This is a genomic window from Nocardia sp. NPDC060220, assembly GCF_042727815.1.
Classification (GTDB): domain Bacteria; phylum Actinomycetota; class Actinomycetes; order Mycobacteriales; family Mycobacteriaceae; genus Nocardia.
The window spans coordinates 1-15,956 of sequence record NZ_JBHWZY010000046.1 but is presented as its reverse complement, the minus strand read 5'-3'; the positions used below and the strand labels follow the sequence as shown (position 1 = coordinate 15,956).

The following is a 15,956-nucleotide window of genomic DNA, read 5'->3' as shown; positions in this document are numbered from 1 at the left end:
GGCAGACATCCTGCCGGCCCGGTGCTGTTTCTTTGTGCACAGCCTCTGGGTTCGACTCGATCCAATTGGATCGAGTCCGTCACCGCCGCGATGCGGCCTGGTAGTCGTGACCGCCGACGTAGAACGTGTGGCCGTCCGCGACCGCGTCGGTGCCGGCCTGAACGATCGCGCGCGCGAAGTCCTCGACCGTGGGCAACGGGCCTGCCGCGCGGCGGGATTCGACACTGCCCGGGTCGCGCCGTTCCAGCAGGCGGACGATGATCGTCCCGTCGATCATGTCGCCGGACACCACCGTGAAACCGACTCCGCGCTCACGGAATTCGGGGATCAGCGCTCGCAGCGCATCCTCGCCGGCCCGCTTGCTCCGTGCGATCGGCGTGTAACCCTGTGGCACGTTGTCGTTTTCGTGAATGAAGTGCGCCTGATGGCTGGTGACGAACACGATCCGGCCGCCCTCTGGCATCAGCGGCAGCATCGCCGTCGCCAGGTTCACCTGCGCATCCCGGTTGAGTCGGAGCGCGTACCCGGCATCGGCGTCCCGCTCGAGTCCGCCGGACGCGTTGAGCACCAAGGTATCCAGCCGGCCGAACGTCCGGCCGACCTCCTCGACCATTGCCTCGACAGCCGTCGGATCGGAGACATCGGCGCCGAGCACCGAGGCGCTGCCGCCCGCCGTCACGATCCCGTCCACGACATCCTGGGCCCGCTTGCGCTTCTCGCGGAAGTTCACGACGACATGCGCCCCCGCAGCCCCGAACTGCGCGGCCGCCTCCGCCCCGATGCCCCGCGAGGCCCCGGTCACCAGCACGATTCGCTGAATTGTCGAATCCATCGTCGATCTCCTCGCCACATCCCCGACCGGTCATAACGCTTCTGATTCAGAAGCAACTATCGTGCTTCTGAATGAGAAGCGCAACCGGCGACGAACCCTCGCAGGCGATCCTGGCCGCGATCGACCTACTCGGCCAGCGCTGGATGCTGCGCGTGATCTGGGAACTCGAGCCAGGCCCCCTTGGCTTCCTCGACCTGCGCCGGCGCATGGGCAACTGCTCGTCGAGCATGCTCTCGGACCGACTCCAGCAGCTCCAGTCCGCGGCGCTGATCCGCAAGAACGGCCAGCGCGGCGCCTACGAGCTCACCACCGAAGGCGCCCTTCTCGCCGAGTCTCTCCAGCCCCTGTGGGACTGGTCCGAGAACCGGACCCCCACCGGCGACGGCGACGGGCGAATCCCCTGGCGGCCCGACCGCTAGTCCGCCGACCCTCGGAAACTCGCTGGACAGGGGCGATATAACTGGCTGATGAGCGAGGATGCGGCGGCGTTGTTCTGCGATACCGGCATGGCCGGTCGAATCGAGCGGATGGAGACCGAGGCCATTGCCGGTGGGGTGAACGCGGGACTCCGCAGGGCGACCACGACGACCGGCGGGTTCACACAGGAGATCGCCGGTGGCGCAGCGTGTTTCGCCGGCCCGAACTCGCCGTTGAACAAGGTGGTCGGCGTCGGCTTCACCGGGGTGCCCTCGACGGCGCAGTGGGAGGCGGTCGAACAGGCTTATGCCAAGGTGGGGGCGCCGGTCCAGGTCGAGCTGGCCCATCTCGCCGACCCGCGGATCGGCGCCGAACTGACCGCGCGCGGGTATCGGCTGACATCGTTCGAGAATGTGCTCGGCCTGCGCCTGCGCGGCCGTGCGTGGCAGGTTCCGCAGTCGGTCGAGGTGCGCCGCGATGACGACGACATGGATACCTGGCTCGATATCGTCGTCGACGGCTTCGCCCACCCCGACGACGACGGCCTACCCGCCACCGAGGACTTCCCTCGCGACATCCTTGCCTCCGCCGTCCGAGACCTGGCTGCCACCAACAACACCCATCGATACCTGGCCTACCGCGCAGGCGAGCCCGCAGGCGGCGCGAGCCTTCGCCTGGCCGGCGGCATCGCCGCTCTCGCCGGGGCGGCGACGCTCCCCGAGCATCGTCGACAAGGCGTCCAGACAGCGCTGCTCTCCACCCGGCTCAACGCGGCGGCCGCGGCCGACTGCGACCTCGCGGTCGTCACCACCCAGCCCGGATCGAAATCCCAGCAGAACTCCCAAGCCCAAGGCTTCGCCCTGCTCTACACCCGCGCAGTGCTGGTCAAAGATCCCGCCTGACCACGACCTACTCGATGCGGATCTCTTCGACGGTGGGGCCCTTGGCCGAGAGGCCGCTCACCAGGAGCGCGTAGATCGCGACGATGAGGATGGGCGCGGCCAGAGGCGCCCAGATCAGCTGGACGGGGACCCAGGCCGCGGTGGCGGCGGCGATGGTGAACAGGACCGCGCCGCCCACCGAGGGGATGGTGGTGGGGACCACGCCCTCGGGGGCGTGCAGGACGGCCGCGTTGAGCAGGTAGGTGGTGGCGACCAAACCTGTTGCCGCTGCGGCAATTACGCCGACGTCGGCGAAAGCAAGAGCGGCGACGGTGATCAGCACCGCGCCGACCGAGGCCGGGCGCCACCACCAGCTGGCGATCACCAGCGCCAGCGCGGGCACCCCGGCGAGGGGATTGATCAGCGCGACCGCGGCGACCAGGAGCAGACCGGCCAGCAGAGCAAGGAATCTCGTCATCGGCGTACCCGTACTGCTCGGCGATGTTCGGGGAGCAGGCGCATGGCCTGGTCCAGGCGGGTGTCTTCGGGCCAGGCGATGATATCGACGCCGACGGTGCCCATGTCCCGATACATCGAGGCCCGTTCGAGCTGCCACATCTTGGCCATGGTCGGGTCGAGGCCGTCCTCGAAGGGTGTACCGCGCAGGACGTCGACCGCGACCACCACGTGGCCGCGTTTGCGCAGGTCGATCAGGGCCAGCGCGAACTGGGTGTCGAGCAGGGTGGAGAAGGCCACCACGATCGCGCCGATCGGAACGGCGGCGTGCGGCGCCAGGGTGCCGGTGGTCTCGACGTGTTCGTCGCCGACGCCCAGAACGGTGTCGACGATGCGGTAGAACTGTCTGCGGCCGATGTCGGGGCGCAGCCAGCGGGGCGATTCACCGAGGCAGACCACGGCGGTGCGGTCGCCGGATTGCAGGGTCGACTGCACCACCTGGGCGGCGCCGCGCACCGACAGTTCCAGCGAAGCGCTGGCGGGGCCGGGCGCCTGCAAAGATGTGTCGACCATGACGACCACGTCGGCGGAGCGGTTGGTGAACCGCTGGGTGACGTAGAGCCTGCCGCGCCGCGCGCTCACCGGCCAGTTGACGGCGCGCAATTGATCGCCCGGCGTGTAGGCGCGGATGTCGGCGTATTCGACACCGGGGCCGTGCCTGCGGGTCAGGTGGGTGCCGATGCGGTCGGGAAGTTCGGTGCGCGGCATGCGCATTCGCTGCGGATCGGCGATGGGATACACGTAGAGCTTGGCCGCGGGCAGCTCGGTGGTCGCGACCGCGAGACCGGCCGGGCTCAGCGCGGACACCTTCACCTGCACCGGATACCGGCCCCAGCGGGTGGCCGAGAGCCCGAGGCGCATGCCCGCGGGCGCACCACCGGAATCGTGGGCTTCCTCGACCTCGAGCTCCAGGCCGGGCATCGGCAGGGCGGTCATCCGCAGCAGCGCGTGCCCGCTCTCGACGAAAGCGACCGCGTTGCAACCGATCACCTCGTTCTCGAAACAGCGCACGGTGCCGCTGCCGTCGACCTGGACCCTGGTCGGCGCCTGCTGCCACGGCGCGGTGGCGAGCACACCGAGCATCGGCGCCGCGAAGACGACCAGCTGCCACTGCCCCAGCAGCACCGCGACGACCAGTGCCGCTGCCGCGCAACCGGCCAGGATGAACACCAGTGGCGCGGGCCGCCACCGGAGGTCGACCTCGACCGTTCTGGATTCGTCGCGATGCTTCATGTGCTCGTGGCGCGGGGCACCGGTAGCCGGCGGAGTAGTTCGGTGATGACGTCCTCGCCACGGATACGACGCACCCACATTTCGGGGCGCAACGTGATGCGATGCGACATCGCCGCCACCGCGAGGGCTTTCACGTCTTCGGGAATCACATAGTCGCGCCCGAGGAGCAGCGCCCTCGCCCGCGACATCTGCACCAGATCGAGTTCGGCACGTGGGCTGGCGCCGACTTCCACCTGCGGATGGCTGCGGGTGGCCGAGGCCAGCGCGACGACGTAGCTCACCACGTCGGGGTGCACTGTGACGAACTCGACCGACTGACGCATCTCCATCAGCCCCTGCGCGTCGACCACCTGGCCCACTTGCGGTGCGGTGGAACCACGTTCGAGCCTGCGCCGGATCATCTGCGTCTCGTCGGCCTCGGAGAGGTAACCGAGACGCAGCTGGATGGCGAAGCGGTCGAGCTGGGCCTCGGGCAGCGGGTAGGTGCCCTCGTACTCGATCGGGTTGTCGGTGGCCAGCACCACGAACGGCTGTGGGAGCAGGAAGGTTTCGCCGTCGATGCTCACCTGGCCCTCGGCCATCGCCTCCAGCAGCGCGGCCTGGGTCTTGGGCGGCGTGCGGTTGATCTCGTCGGCGAGCAGCACATTGGTGAACACCGGACCGCGACGGAAGTTGAACCGGCCCGACGCCATGTCATAGATCGTCGAACCCAGCAGGTCGGCGGGCAGTAGATCGGGCGTGAACTGCACGCGGGTGAAGTCCAGGCCGAGCGCGGCCGCGAAAGACCGCGCGATCAGGGTCTTTCCGAGGCCCGGCAGGTCCTCGATGAGTACGTGGCCTCCGGCCAGCACGGCAATCATGATGAGCTGCATCTCATCTCGCTTGCCGACCACGACACGGCCCAGCTCACGCAGTACGGCATCGGAGCGCTGGACGGTCACGTTCAACGGCATTGTCATCGGTGGCCTCTAACCCCTCACATCGTCTGCAAACGGCGCAGGATCTCATCCAGCGCCTCTCTACCCGGTGCGCGACCGGTGTGATCGCGCAACGCGGAGTTCGCCGGATCCACCCAGCGCCACAGTTCAGGTCCGAACTGCAGCTGACCGGCGGCCTCGGTGGCCCGGCGATTCTTGGAAACCCTCAGCCCGGTGGACAGCTCGAATTCCTTGGCGAGCAGCGGCCGCAGGTGGCGGTCCCAGTCGGCGCGGGTGCCGTCGGCGCGGGCGGTGAGCATCTCGGCGCGCGCGTGCCAGCGACCGAGCATCTCCGCCGGACCGTTGTCGATGTACTCGGTGAGCGGTTCCTCGCGGATCACGCGGTGCCGCAGCGACCAGACCAGCATCGCGAGCGCCGCGGCCACCGGCACGGCGACCGCGAGCAGCACCGAGTCACGATCAAGACGCACCAGCGTCACTTCGATCACCGCGACCGCGAGCACGGCCGTCACAATCACCGAAGTCCGGTTCACGCTGAGCCCTCCTGGCATGCTCCGGTGGCCTGCGTGGTGACGCGAGCTACCGCCTCCGGTCCGCTCATGCCGTCACCAGCCTGCGCTGCAGGTCTGTGAGGACGATGCGCAGCAGTTGTTCGGCGCGCATGCGCTGCCATTCGAGCATCGAGTGCGGGCTGAACCGCGCCTCCTCGAACAGCGCGACCAGCTCGCGGGCCGAAGCATCGTGCAGCACACCGCTTTCGAAGGCCCTGGCCAGTACCTCCATCGGGGTGTCCGAGGCCAGCGGGCGGGCGGCGCGGTCGCTGGACAGACCTCGCTCCATCGCCACATAGCAGGCGATGATGGCGGTGCGCGGGTCCTGACCCGGGGCGTTCATCGCCGCGAGGCCCATTTCGGCGGCGCGCGTGAGGGAGTCGACTTCGCTCGAGGTCGGTTCGTCCTCGACGGGCGCGACGGGGGCCGGTTCACGACGCGCGGCGACAGCCACGACGACCAGGCCGACCAGCGCGACCACGATCAGCACGATGGCCAGGATCGCCGCGATCACCAGGGCGGTGCCGGTGAGTTCGGTGGGTCCGGTGGTGGGATCCGCGGCATGGGTGTCGGTCGTGGGGACGGGGCCGGAGCCCTCGGTCAGCGTCTCGGAGGCCGGGCGCATCGGGCGGGCGCCGGGCAGCAGGAACAGTGCGGTGACCCCGCCTGCGAAGATCAGCGCCACCGCGGCGACGGCGACCGGGACCAGCAGCGCCATCCTGCGCCACTGGATGCGCGGCATGGCCTCGCGTTCGGCTTCCGGCATCGCCAGCGGCAGGCGATGCTGACTGGCGATCACGCCCGCGACCAGGATGACGATCGAGACCAGCAGCAGTACCGGCATCACGGCGACGAGCAGCGCAGAAGGGGCTCCGGTCGAGGTCGCGCCGGAGCCGGACAGCGTGCCCTGCAACGCGATCGTCGAAGCGACGACCAGTGCGATCACGACGATCGCCCGCGTAATGGGCTGATTCACCCCGATCACAGCTGTACCACCAAACCCCAGAGACTGCACAAAACAGCCACATAGTTACATGCCGAGTGGTCCGCTCGAGAGGAAATCGATGCTTTTGGACCCCTCCCCTCTTATTGTCCCCCCGCGATCAAGGGCTTGCTAAGCAGTGCGAACGTCCGACACGCCAGTTAATGGCAACTCACCGAGGCGGCTGGCGGTGCGAGCCAGATCGGGGATCGCCGGGACGCCCGCTGTCAGGTCGTGTGCGGGCTCCGGAGCGTGGATCGTGAACGGGAGATCGGCGTCGTAGAGGACATCGACGAGATTCACCAGGCGCATCGACCAGTCCGGCGGGACCTGGCGCAGCGGCGGGACCTCGCGCAGGGTCCAGTGGCGGTAGCGCTCGGTGAGTCGGAGGTAGTCGGCGGCACTGGTGGGGGCGGCGCAGATGTCGTGAAAATCGAGGGTGATGGCAGCGGTGGCGGCTTGGGCGCGGATGGTCGGGCCGTTGCCGAGGGACACGTCGACGGGGCCGGCACCCTTCAGGGGTCCGGCACCCACTGTGAGCACGTAGCGACCCGCGAGGAAGCCGGTGTCGCGGTGTGACGTGCGGGTGCGGTAGTCGAGTGGTCCATCGAGAGCGACCGGGCGGAGGTGGGCGAGGATCAACTCGATGGTGGGCAGGAACGCGTCGTGGAACAGCGGGTTGGGCAGGAGCTCCTGGGGCCGGTAGTTCGAGGTGACCACGAGGGTGCGGTGGTCGGCGAAGAGGGCTTCGAGCATGCGGGCGACGAGCATGGCATCGCCGATATCGGTGACGTGGAATTCGTCGAAGCAGACCAGGTCGGCGTCGCCGAGGAGTTCGTCGATGGCCCGTTCGATCGAACCCAGCGTGTGCGTGGCGGTATGGAGGGCGGCGAAGAAACTGTGGAAGTGGAAGCGGCGCTTGCGCCGTGTTTCGACCGCGCCGAAGAACCGGTCCATCACCATGGTCTTGCCGCGGCCCGGTCGGCCGTGCAGGTAGATGCCGCCGCGATCGGCCCTCGGGTCGCCGGAGCCCCCGGGGCGATCTGCCTGCTGGTTGCCGAGTGCGGCCGGGCGCCCGCGCAGGGCGGCGAAAGCGCCCGATCTCCGACCGCCGCTTTCAGCGAGGCGCGGGAGGCCGAACCGGCCAGTGCGTCGAGCAAGGTGCCCACCGTGTGCGTGGTGCCCGTCGACCGGATCGAGCAGTGATTCGAGCGCGTGTAGGGCCGCTTGCTGTGCGGGGTCGAGCACCACGGTGTCGGGTTTCATGCGAACCTCCTCGTTCCTCTACAGTTGTAGAGGACGGGCGTCGCCGACGGCCAGGAGAGGTGACGATGTCCACAGACCGGCGGGCACAGATCGTGACGGGCGCCATCGAACTCATCGCGACCCGGGGCATCCGCGCGCTCACCCACCGCGCGCTGGACACCCAGCTGGCCCTGCCCGCGGGTTCGACTTCGTACTACTTCCGCACGCGACGAGCCCTGATCGAGGCGGTGGCCGACGGGATCACCACCCGCTCACGCGCGGATTTCGTGGCCGCGCAGGACGAATCATCGACCGGCCCGGAAGACCTGACGCGGGTCGCGCGCGCGGAATCAGCAAGTCGGCCGATGGATCCCGTGCAGGTCGCGCACGACATCGCGACCTGGCTCGATCAGCTACTCGTCCATCGCCGTAACGAGCTGATCGCGCGGCACGCCCTGATCATCGAGGTCCTGTCCGACCCAGAACTGCACAGCCGACTGGCAGGCAGCCTGTTCTCCCTGGACCGCGCGACAGACCTGTTCAGCGCCCTCGGCGCCGCCGAACCACGCGAGTGGGCTCACGACTTCCTGGCACTGCTGGAAGGACTCGTCTTCGATCGGTTCGCGGGACTGCGCGCGGGAACAGCGGGCACCGTCGACCAGCTCGCCCGACCGCTGGCCGATTTCCTGACGAGCGGTCAGTCCCGCCAGCCGAATTCGGAATAGGTGGCGGTCGAATTCAGCGCGGCCAATCCGAGCGCGGAATACTCGATCAGGTCGGCGGGCAACTCGGTCAGCGGAAACCATTGCAATGCATAGCATTTATCGGGTTCCCGATTGAAAGGTTCACCGCGCCACGACTCGACGCGGAAGAACAGGCCGAGCCGGGAGTCGCGACCGGGGGCGGTGACGTGGGCGACGTGGAACAACCGCAGGGCGGTGGGATCGATGTCGACCCCGACCTCCTCCGCGGCCTCACGGACCGCGGCCGCCGCCGCCGACTCGCCGGCTTCGACCTTTCCCGACGGCAGGTGCCAGCGGTGATCGAACTCGTCGCCGCTGCGGCGCAGGCTCAGCAGAACCTCGTCACCGCGGATCAGCAGGACGTGCACGTCGACCAGGTGGCGGGGAGTCACCCGGTCGAGCGTACGAGAGCCGAGGCTACGACGTCAGGACGAGTCCGGAGGTCGGGACGCCGGTACCCGCGGTGACCAGGATGCGTTCCAGGGCGTCGACCTGGTTGACCGAGGTGCCGCGGATCTGGCGAACCGCTTCGGCGATGCCGTTCATGCCGTGGATATAGGCCTCACCGAGCTGGCCGCCGTGGGTGTTGAGCGGAAGGCGTCCGCCGAGCTCGATGGCGCCGTCGGCGATGAAGTTCTTGGCTTCGCCACGGGGGCAGAAGCCGAGCTCCTCGAGCTGCATGAGGACGAACGGGGTGAAGTGGTCGTAGAGGATCGCGGCCTGCATGTCGGCAGCGGTCAGGCCGCTCTGCGCCCACAGCTGGTCGCCGACGAGACCCATTTCCGGCAGCCCGGTCATGGCGTCGCGGTAGTAGCTGGTCATCACGTACTGGTCCGCGCCGCTGCCCTGCGCGGCGGCCGCGATGATCGCCGGACGCTGCGGGAGGTCGCGGGCGCGTTCGGCGCTCGTGACCACGATGGCGACGCCACCGTCGGATTCCTGGCAGCAGTCGAGCAGGTGCAGCGGTTCGGCGATCCAGCGCGAATCCTGGTGCTGTTCCAGGGTGATCGGCTTGCCGTAGAAGAAAGCGTTGGGGTTCACCGCGGCGTGCTTGCGGTCGGCCACCGCCACCGCGCCGAAATCGGCACTGGTCGCGCCGGTGACGTGCATGTACCGGCGGGCGACCATCGCGACCTGCGCGGCGGGCGTGCCGAGCCCCTGCGGGTAGGCCCAGCCCGCGTCTATCCCCGACGACGTGGGCGCGGCGGCCAGCGCGGGCGAGAACTGACCGAATCGGGCGCCGGATCGTTCGTTGAACGCGCGATAGGCCACCACGACATCGGCTACCCCGGTGGCCACGGCCATCGCGGCCTGCTGCACGGTCGCGCAGGCCGCGCCGCCGCCGTATCCGATGTGGCTGAAGAACTTCAGGCTCGGAATGCCGACCGCCCTGGCCACCGCGGCCTGGGTGTTGGTGTCCATGGTGAAGGTGGTGAGGCCGTCGACATCGGCGGGCGTGAGACCGGCGTCGGCCAGCGCCGCGCCGACCGCCTCCGCCGCCAACCGCAATTCGCTGCGTCCGGAGTCCTTGGAGAAGTCGGTGGCACCGATGCCGACGATGGCGGCGCGACCGGAAAGACCGGCGGATTCGGCGGAGGTGGTGCTCATTTCGGCTCCAGATCGGGAAGGGCGATGACGGCCGTGGCTGTGATGTGCTCGCCGAGGCTGTCTGTGCCGTGCACGTCGATGGTGACCTGGGTGCCGTCGATCTCGGTGACCGTGCCGGAAAGGGTCAGGGTGTCACCGGAGTACAGCGGCACGCCGAGACGGAGAGCGATGCGCTTGACCAGCGCACGCGGACCGGCCCAGTCGGTGACGAAGCGCTGCACCAGACCGGTGTCGGTGAGGATGTTGACGAAGATGTCGCTCGACCCGCGCTCGACCGCCTTGTCGCGGTCGTGGTGCACATCCTGGAAGTCCCTGGTGGCCAGGGCGGTGCTGATCACGAACGTGGGGTCGGCGTGGATCACCAACTGCGGCAGGGTGGTTCCCACCGCGAGGGTGGCGAGTTCGACGGTGGGAGTCATCGGGGCGTCCTTTGTGGTCATCACACGGCCTGCCAGTACGGCAGCACGGTGCCGTCGGGGAGCTTTTCGAACGCGACGCGGACAGGCTGGTCGATGGCGACATCGGCGGGGTCGATGCCACGCAGTTCACCGAGCATGCGCACACCCTCGTCGAGTTCGACCAGGGCGACCACGAAGGGCAGATCGCGACCGGGCACCTTGGGCGCGTGGTGCACGACGAAGCTGAACACCGTGCCGGTGCCCGCGGCGACCACGTAGTCGGTGGTCTCCGCTTTGTCCTGCCACAGCGCGGGAACGGGTGGGTGGCGCAGCGTGCCGTCGGGCAGACGCTGAAGGCGCAGCTCGCCGATTTCGGTTCCCGCCCAGAAGAACTCGGTATCGCGCGAGATGACCGGGCTGACGCGACCAGCGGGCGCGATGCCGGGCGATGCCGACGTCTGCTCCGCTGTCGCAGCGGCGGAAGCCGGCACGAATTTCAGGATGCGGAACAGCATTTCGGTGACGACCTCGTCGCCGACCGACCAGGTGGTGGTGAAGGTCAGGAACCAGCCGTCGCCGAGCCCGGTTCGCTTGGGGCCCTTGAACTCCGAAAGCCTGCTGCTGACCGTCACCTCCTCCCCCGGCGTCAGGTAGCGGTGGTAGGTCTGCTCGCAGTTGGTGCCGACAACGGAGGTGTAACCCGCGTCGTCGAGCAGCTGGGTCGCCAGGCCGAGTGGGTCGTCGGCGGTGCGCACCCCGCGCAGGCCGTTCATCGTCCACACCTGCGCCATGGCGGGCGGGGCGACGATCCCAGGATGACCTGCCGCCCTCGCTGCCTCGGCGTCGACGTAGATCGGGTTGGTGTCCCCCAGTGCCTCGACCCAGTTGTGGATCATCGGCTGGTTCACCGGGTCACGACCGGCACGCGGCGCGGACTCACCCGCCGCCGACAATTTCGCCAGTGCTTCGGGAATGTCCTCGGGGGTGATGCTGTCCGGCACGCGCCGCTCCTTGTTCATCGGGGGACGCGCGGCAGATCGAGGCCCGCGGTGGCGACCAGTTCGCGCATGATCTCGTTGACGCCGCCACCGAAGGTGACGACGAGGTTCTGCTTGGTACGCCGGTCCAGCCAGCCGAGCAGTTCGGCGGTGCCGGGCTCGGCGGGGTCGCCGTAGCGGCCGATGATCTCCTCGACCACGCGACCCGCTTCCTGCAGCGATTCGGTGGAGAAGATCTTGGTCGCCGAGGCGTCGGCGATCACCGCGTTCTGTGCCGCGGAGGTGTCGGCGGCGGCGACCTGCCAGTTCAGCAACTCGTTGAGCCGCACCATGGTGCGCACCCGGCCGAGTGCGCGACGCACTTCCGGCTCGCCGAGCAGACCATGCTCCGCCGACCAGTCGTGCAGGCGGTCGTAGAGCTGTTCGATCTTGCCGGACGGGCCGAGGCTGACGCGCTCGTGGTTGAGCTGGGTGGTGATCAGCCGCCAGCCGCGGTTCTCCTCGCCGACCAGCATCTCCGCGGGCACCCGCACGTCGTCGAAGTACGTGGCATTGGTGTGGTGGGCGCCGTCGCAGGTGATGATCGGAGTCCAGGAGTAGCCCGGGTCCTTGGTATCGACGATCAGGATCGTGATGCCGCGGTGACGGGACTCGACCGTGCCGGTGCGGCACGCCGTCCAGACGTAGTCGGCCTCGTGGGCGCCGGTGGTGAAGATCTTCTGCCCGTTGACGATCCAGTCACCGTCGCTGTCGCGGACCGCGGTGGTGCGCAGCGCGGCGAGGTCGGTGCCCGCCGACGGCTCGGAGTAACCGATGGCGAAATGGATATCGCCGGACAGGATTCCGGGCAGGAACTTCTTCTTCTGCGCGTCGGTGCCGTATTTCTGCAAGGTCGGCCCCACGGTCAGCAGGGTGACCAGTGGCAGCGGGACATCCGCGCGGACAGCCTCGTTGAAGAAGATCTGCTGTTCCATCGGGCCGAAACCCTGGCCGCCGAACTCCTTGGGCCAGCCGACACCGAGCCAGCCGTCGCGGCCCATCCGGCGCACCACCTCGCGGTAGGTGTCGCCGTGCCGGTCCACCGCCATCGCCGCGGCCTCGGCCGGGCTGATGAGATCGGCGAAATAGGAACGCAATTCTTCGCGCAACCGCCGCTGTTCGGCGGTCAGATCGATGAACATCTTGCTCCCAGAAGGTCGAGCCGCAGACCCGCACCGCCGAGGAGCCGGGCGAGGTCTTTGGCCTGCGAGTAGTAGCGGTGCATCGGGTGGGTGATATCCACACCCAGTCCACCGTGCAGGTGGTGACATTTCTGCATGGCGCGCGGAACTTCGGCCGCGGCCCAGTAGGCGAGCACGTCGAGGTCCTCGTCGATGCGGTACTGGTGCTGGGGCGAGAGGTCCGGCTGCGCCAGTGCCCAGCACGCCGACTCCGCAGCCACGTGCAGCGTGCGTGAGACCACGTACAGGTCCGCGATCTGCTGCGCCACGGCCTGGAACTCGGCCAGCGGCCTGCCGAACTGCTCCCTGGTGCGCACGTGCTCGGCGGTGAGCGTGATCGCGCCCTTCAGCAGGCCGTCGGCGACCGCGCCGATACAGGCCAGTGCGTGGCGGTGCAGGACGGGCAGCGCGTCATCGGCCAGCAGTTGGTCGGCCGGGATCTCGACGTCGTCGAGGACCAGCGTCGCCTCCGGGATACCCGCCGACCCCGCCACCGGGATGATCTCGAGCCCCGGCGCGACCGAATCGACCAGTGCCACCCCGGCATCGGTGGGCACCAGAATCCACCGTGCCTGCTCGGCGTAGATCACGCCGGACTTGCGCCCGGTGATCCGCACCGTGTCGCCCGCGCGCACGGCCTTGGTGGTGGGTGCGGTGGTGAACGGCGCGCCCGGTTCGTTGAGCGCGGCGGTGAGCACGGTGCCCTTGCCGACCTCGGCGAGCACCCGTTCGGCCAGTTCGTCCGACAGCACACCGAGCAGCGGCAGCACACCGAACCCGAAGGTCGGCAGCGCCGGGACCGCCGCGGCATCGGTGGCCAGCTCCATGAGCAGGGCCGATACCTCGAGCAGTCCCATACCGTCGCCGCCGAACCGTTCCGGCACCGGCACGGCCAGCAGACCGGAGTCGACCAGGCTCGGCCACAGGGCCATATCCCTGGCCGGCTCACGTTCGAGCAGGCTTACCACTACCTCAGCTACGGCGTCGGCGCTTTCGTCGCGGGTGAAATCCACGGCGTCCTCCCTCATCGAGCTAACTGTCCGCATCGCGCGGCAGGCCGAGAATCCGTTCGGCGGCCACGGTCAACAGGATCTGCTCGGTACCGCCCGCAATCGAGAGACACCGCGTAAGCAGGAATTCTTTCAGAGCATCACTGTCCAGGGAACCTTCTTGGCCGACAAGTTCCAGCGCGTATTCCGCCAGCTCCTGCCGATGCCGGACACCGACCAGTTTGCGAACACCGGCCTGGGCGCCCGCGTCGACGCCCGCCATTGTCGCTACCGCGATCCGCTGTTCCAGCAATGATCCAGCAATCGAAGACGTGATCAGCGCGCCGAAGCGGTCCTCACGCAGTTCCGTTCCCCATCCACCGACCGGGAAACGGTCGAGCAGGGCTTCGAGCGCGCCACCGATACCGCCGCCGCCCATGGCGACCCGTTCGGCCGACAGCGTGGTGCGCGCGATCTTCCAGCCGTTGTTCAGCGCGCCGACCAGGCAGTCGTCGGGCACGAACACGTCGTCGAGGAAGACCTCGCTGAACTTCTCCTCGCCGGTGATCTGCACCAGTGGCCGCACCTGCACGCCCGCGGCGCGCATATCGACGAGGAAGTAGCTGATGCCGCGATGCTTGGCCGCGGCCGGATCGGTGCGGGCCAGGCAGATGCCCCAGTTCGCGGTGGAGCCGAGCGAGGTCCACACCTTCTGGCCGCGCAGCACCCAGCCGCCGTCGACCTTCTCGGCGGTGGTGCGCAGGGCGGCCAGATCGGAACCCGCGCCCGGCTCGCTGAACAGCTGGCACCAGATGACCTCGCCGTGCAGGGTCGGCCAGACGTAGCGTTCGATCTGCTCCTCGGTGCCGAAGCGCAACAGCGTCGGCACGGCCCAACCCGCGACGGCGAGGTCGGGGGTCGTCAGCTCGGCGCGACGGAGCTGTTCGGCGATCTGCAGGCAGGTCATCGGGTCGGCGGCACGGCCGTAGGGCCGCGGCCAATGCGGCATCACCATGCCCGCTTCCACCAGCGCGCGCGTCTGGTCGGCGGGCTCGAGCGCGGCGATCGCGGCGACCTCGTCCGCCAGCGCGGTGTCGACGGCGGCGTCACCGAGCACCCGTTCGGCGCCGGTGGTGCGGCGCCGACCGGCCCTGGTGAGCTCGGCGACACGGGCGCGCCAGCGCGCCGAACCACCGAGGAGCTGGCGCAGCGAGCTCGCCCGGCGCAGGTAGAAGTGCGCGTCGTGTTCCCAGGTGAAGCCGATACCGCCGAGCACCTGGATGGCGTCCTTGGCGTTGTCGACGGCGGCATCGAGGGCCACCGAGGCGGCCACGGCCGCGGCGATCGGAAGCTCGTCGCCGCCCTCGTCGATCGCGGCGGCGGCGTCGGCGGCGACCGCGCGGATCAGCTCGGTGCGGCACAGCATCCAGGCGCACAGGTGCTTGATCGCCTGGAAGCTGCCGATCGGCTTGCCGAATTGTTCACGCACACGGGCGTATTCGACCGCGGTACGCAGGGTCCAACCGGCGATGCCCGCCAGTTCCGCTACCGCGAGCGCTACGAAGAGATCGGTGACATCAGCCGTCGGCGCGAAGCCGTGATCGGCCGGTACAGCCACCTCGGCGGCGCTGACCCGCGCCAGCGGCACGGTGTGGTCGCCGTGTGCCAGCGACGTCACCGTCACCGCTTCAGCGGGCAGCAGCAGCCATAGGGTGCCGTCGATGGTGTTGGCGGGCACGAGAACTCGGGTCCGCTCATCGGCGCCGTAAACGAAATCCCAAGTGCCGGAGACACTCCAGCCGGTATCGGTGGCGACCGCCTTCGCGGACTGCTCGTCGCCGGGCACCGCGACCGCGCACGGTGTGCCGTCGGCGAACGCCCCCTCGGTGATCAGCCCGGCCAGCGCGGTGGCCAGCACCGGACCGCCGACCAGGTCGTCGCCGGTCTGCTCGAGCATGACCGCCAGGTCGGCGACCGTGCCGCCGAGACCGCCATTGTCCTCGGGCAGCGCGACCTCGAACAGCCCGAACTCGCTCAGCCCGGTCCAGTACCCGCGCCAGGCGGCCGAGCCGCCGGTCCGCATTGTTTCAATCGGCGCGACCGTGCTCGCCCAGCCCCGCAGCGACGCCGCGACGGCTTTGTGCTCGTCAGTGGTGGCGATGGTCACAAGAAGATCCGCCCTTCCGGCGTGGTTCACACTTCTAGAACATGTTCTAATATCTAAGCCGGGTATAAGTCAAGAGACCTACACTCGCACTAAGCTCCGGGCACGGCTCGGCCGATGAATTGCCACTGAAGCGAAAGGGTTTCCACGATGGACAGTCCCGCACCAACGCCCACCGTGACGACGCTGTCCGAGGACGAGCTCAGCTCCAGCGCACAGCGCGACCGGCGCAAGCGCATCC

The 15,956-nt window shown here is 68.8% G+C and carries 17 protein-coding genes; 3 read left to right on the top strand and 14 right to left on the bottom strand.

Features of this window, described 5'->3' with window-relative positions; translation table 11 throughout:
• Positions 1-79 precede the first annotated feature (79 nt).
• Positions 80-832 (bottom strand): SDR family oxidoreductase, encoded by a 753-nt coding sequence (locus tag ACFWF3_RS04065; RefSeq protein ID WP_379312358.1) that lies wholly within the window; start codon positions 830-832, stop codon positions 80-82.
• Positions 833-903: 71 nt separating this feature from the next.
• Here ACFWF3_RS04065 and ACFWF3_RS04060 point away from each other — a divergent pair, with 71 nt between their 5' ends.
• The gene (locus ACFWF3_RS04060; protein WP_379312357.1) at positions 904-1,251 is read left to right on the top strand and encodes a winged helix-turn-helix transcriptional regulator; all 348 of its coding nucleotides are present in this window, start codon (positions 904-906) and stop codon (positions 1,249-1,251) included.
• A 69-nt stretch (positions 1,252-1,320) separates the two neighbouring features.
• The gene (locus ACFWF3_RS04055; protein WP_379312359.1) at positions 1,321-2,151 is read left to right on the top strand and encodes a GNAT family N-acetyltransferase; all 831 of its coding nucleotides are present in this window, start codon (positions 1,321-1,323) and stop codon (positions 2,149-2,151) included.
• A gap of 7 nt (positions 2,152-2,158) precedes the next feature.
• Here the strand turns inward: ACFWF3_RS04055 and ACFWF3_RS04050 are convergent, their stop codons facing one another.
• The 6 genes from ACFWF3_RS04050 to zapE form a co-directional block, all read right to left on the bottom strand.
• Positions 2,159-2,608 (bottom strand): hypothetical protein, encoded by a 450-nt coding sequence (locus ACFWF3_RS04050; protein WP_378990697.1) that lies wholly within the window; start codon positions 2,606-2,608, stop codon positions 2,159-2,161.
• Complete coding sequence (locus ACFWF3_RS04045; RefSeq protein ID WP_379312356.1) at positions 2,605-3,879, bottom strand: DUF58 domain-containing protein; 1,275 nt, start codon at positions 3,877-3,879, stop codon at positions 2,605-2,607. The genes ACFWF3_RS04050 and ACFWF3_RS04045 overlap by 4 nt, the downstream gene beginning before the upstream one ends.
• On the bottom strand, positions 3,876-4,838 hold the full coding sequence (locus ACFWF3_RS04040) for a MoxR family ATPase (RefSeq protein ID WP_056818940.1): 963 nt from the start codon (positions 4,836-4,838) through the stop codon (positions 3,876-3,878). The genes ACFWF3_RS04045 and ACFWF3_RS04040 overlap by 4 nt, the downstream gene beginning before the upstream one ends.
• 17 nt (positions 4,839-4,855) lie before the next feature.
• Positions 4,856-5,350 (bottom strand): hypothetical protein, encoded by a 495-nt coding sequence (locus ACFWF3_RS04035; RefSeq protein WP_101464691.1) that lies wholly within the window; start codon positions 5,348-5,350, stop codon positions 4,856-4,858.
• A gap of 64 nt (positions 5,351-5,414) precedes the next feature.
• Positions 5,415-6,344 (bottom strand): DUF4129 domain-containing protein, encoded by a 930-nt coding sequence (locus ACFWF3_RS04030; protein ID WP_379312355.1) that lies wholly within the window; start codon positions 6,342-6,344, stop codon positions 5,415-5,417.
• 138 nt (positions 6,345-6,482) lie between these two features.
• Positions 6,483-7,616: a cell division protein ZapE gene (gene zapE / locus ACFWF3_RS04025; RefSeq protein WP_379312354.1), complete on the bottom strand. Its 1,134-nt coding sequence runs from the start codon at positions 7,614-7,616 to the stop codon at positions 6,483-6,485.
• 65 nt (positions 7,617-7,681) lie between these two features.
• Here zapE and ACFWF3_RS04020 point away from each other — a divergent pair, with 65 nt between their 5' ends.
• On the top strand, positions 7,682-8,320 hold the full coding sequence (locus ACFWF3_RS04020) for a TetR/AcrR family transcriptional regulator (RefSeq protein WP_379312353.1): 639 nt from the start codon (positions 7,682-7,684) through the stop codon (positions 8,318-8,320).
• On the opposite strand, the gene ACFWF3_RS04015 is transcribed toward ACFWF3_RS04020, so the two are convergent.
• From ACFWF3_RS04015 to ACFWF3_RS03985, 7 genes are read right to left on the bottom strand one after another with little or no spacing between them, the layout of a single operon-like run.
• Positions 8,293-8,730 (bottom strand): NUDIX domain-containing protein, encoded by a 438-nt coding sequence (locus ACFWF3_RS04015; RefSeq protein WP_379312352.1) that lies wholly within the window; start codon positions 8,728-8,730, stop codon positions 8,293-8,295. The genes ACFWF3_RS04020 and ACFWF3_RS04015 overlap by 28 nt on opposite strands.
• Before the next feature lie 25 nt (positions 8,731-8,755).
• Positions 8,756-9,946 carry a lipid-transfer protein gene (locus ACFWF3_RS04010; protein WP_378990703.1) on the bottom strand — a complete coding sequence of 397 codons (1,191 nt, stop codon included), beginning with the start codon at positions 9,944-9,946 and terminating at the stop codon, positions 8,756-8,758.
• Positions 9,943-10,365, bottom strand: coding sequence for a MaoC family dehydratase (locus ACFWF3_RS04005; RefSeq protein ID WP_378990704.1), 423 nt, complete (start codon positions 10,363-10,365; stop codon positions 9,943-9,945). The genes ACFWF3_RS04010 and ACFWF3_RS04005 overlap by 4 nt, the downstream gene beginning before the upstream one ends.
• Positions 10,366-10,385: 20 nt before the next feature.
• A complete protein-coding gene (locus tag ACFWF3_RS04000; protein ID WP_379312351.1) occupies positions 10,386-11,345 on the bottom strand; it encodes a bifunctional MaoC family dehydratase N-terminal/OB-fold nucleic acid binding domain-containing protein in 960 nt (319 codons plus the stop codon).
• A 14-nt stretch (positions 11,346-11,359) separates the two neighbouring features.
• Positions 11,360-12,523, bottom strand: coding sequence for an acyl-CoA dehydrogenase family protein (locus ACFWF3_RS03995; RefSeq protein WP_378990706.1), 1,164 nt, complete (start codon positions 12,521-12,523; stop codon positions 11,360-11,362).
• Positions 12,508-13,590, bottom strand: a complete 1,083-nt coding sequence (locus tag ACFWF3_RS03990; RefSeq protein ID WP_379312350.1) for an acyl-CoA dehydrogenase family protein — start codon at positions 13,588-13,590, stop codon at positions 12,508-12,510. The genes ACFWF3_RS03995 and ACFWF3_RS03990 overlap by 16 nt, the downstream gene beginning before the upstream one ends.
• Positions 13,591-13,594: 4 nt before the next feature.
• A complete protein-coding gene (locus tag ACFWF3_RS03985; protein ID WP_379312349.1) occupies positions 13,595-15,718 on the bottom strand; it encodes an acyl-CoA dehydrogenase family protein in 2,124 nt (707 codons plus the stop codon).
• Positions 15,719-15,956 lie beyond the last annotated feature (238 nt).

Excerpts from the sequence above, each read along its gene's own strand:
- ACFWF3_RS04065 (WP_379312358.1), bottom strand. The coding sequence starts at position 832 with ATGGATTCGACAATTCAGCGAATCGTGCTGGTGACCGGGGCCTCGCGG.
- ACFWF3_RS03995 (WP_378990706.1), bottom strand. The coding sequence starts at position 12,523 with ATGTTCATCGATCTGACCGCCGAACAGCGGCGGTTGCGCGAAGAATTG.
- ACFWF3_RS04040 (WP_056818940.1), bottom strand. The coding sequence starts at position 4,838 with ATGACAATGCCGTTGAACGTGACCGTCCAGCGCTCCGATGCCGTACTG.
- ACFWF3_RS04005 (WP_378990704.1), bottom strand. The coding sequence starts at position 10,365 with ATGACTCCCACCGTCGAACTCGCCACCCTCGCGGTGGGAACCACCCTG.
- ACFWF3_RS03990 (WP_379312350.1), bottom strand. The coding sequence starts at position 13,590 with ATGAGGGAGGACGCCGTGGATTTCACCCGCGACGAAAGCGCCGACGCC.
- ACFWF3_RS04060 (WP_379312357.1), top strand. The coding sequence starts at position 904 with ATGAGAAGCGCAACCGGCGACGAACCCTCGCAGGCGATCCTGGCCGCG.
- zapE (WP_379312354.1), bottom strand. The coding sequence starts at position 7,616 with ATGAAACCCGACACCGTGGTGCTCGACCCCGCACAGCAAGCGGCCCTA.
- ACFWF3_RS04045 (WP_379312356.1), bottom strand. The coding sequence starts at position 3,879 with ATGAAGCATCGCGACGAATCCAGAACGGTCGAGGTCGACCTCCGGTGG.
- ACFWF3_RS04050 (WP_378990697.1), bottom strand. The coding sequence starts at position 2,608 with ATGACGAGATTCCTTGCTCTGCTGGCCGGTCTGCTCCTGGTCGCCGCG.
- ACFWF3_RS04020 (WP_379312353.1), top strand. The coding sequence starts at position 7,682 with ATGTCCACAGACCGGCGGGCACAGATCGTGACGGGCGCCATCGAACTC.
- ACFWF3_RS04010 (WP_378990703.1), bottom strand. The coding sequence starts at position 9,946 with ATGAGCACCACCTCCGCCGAATCCGCCGGTCTTTCCGGTCGCGCCGCC.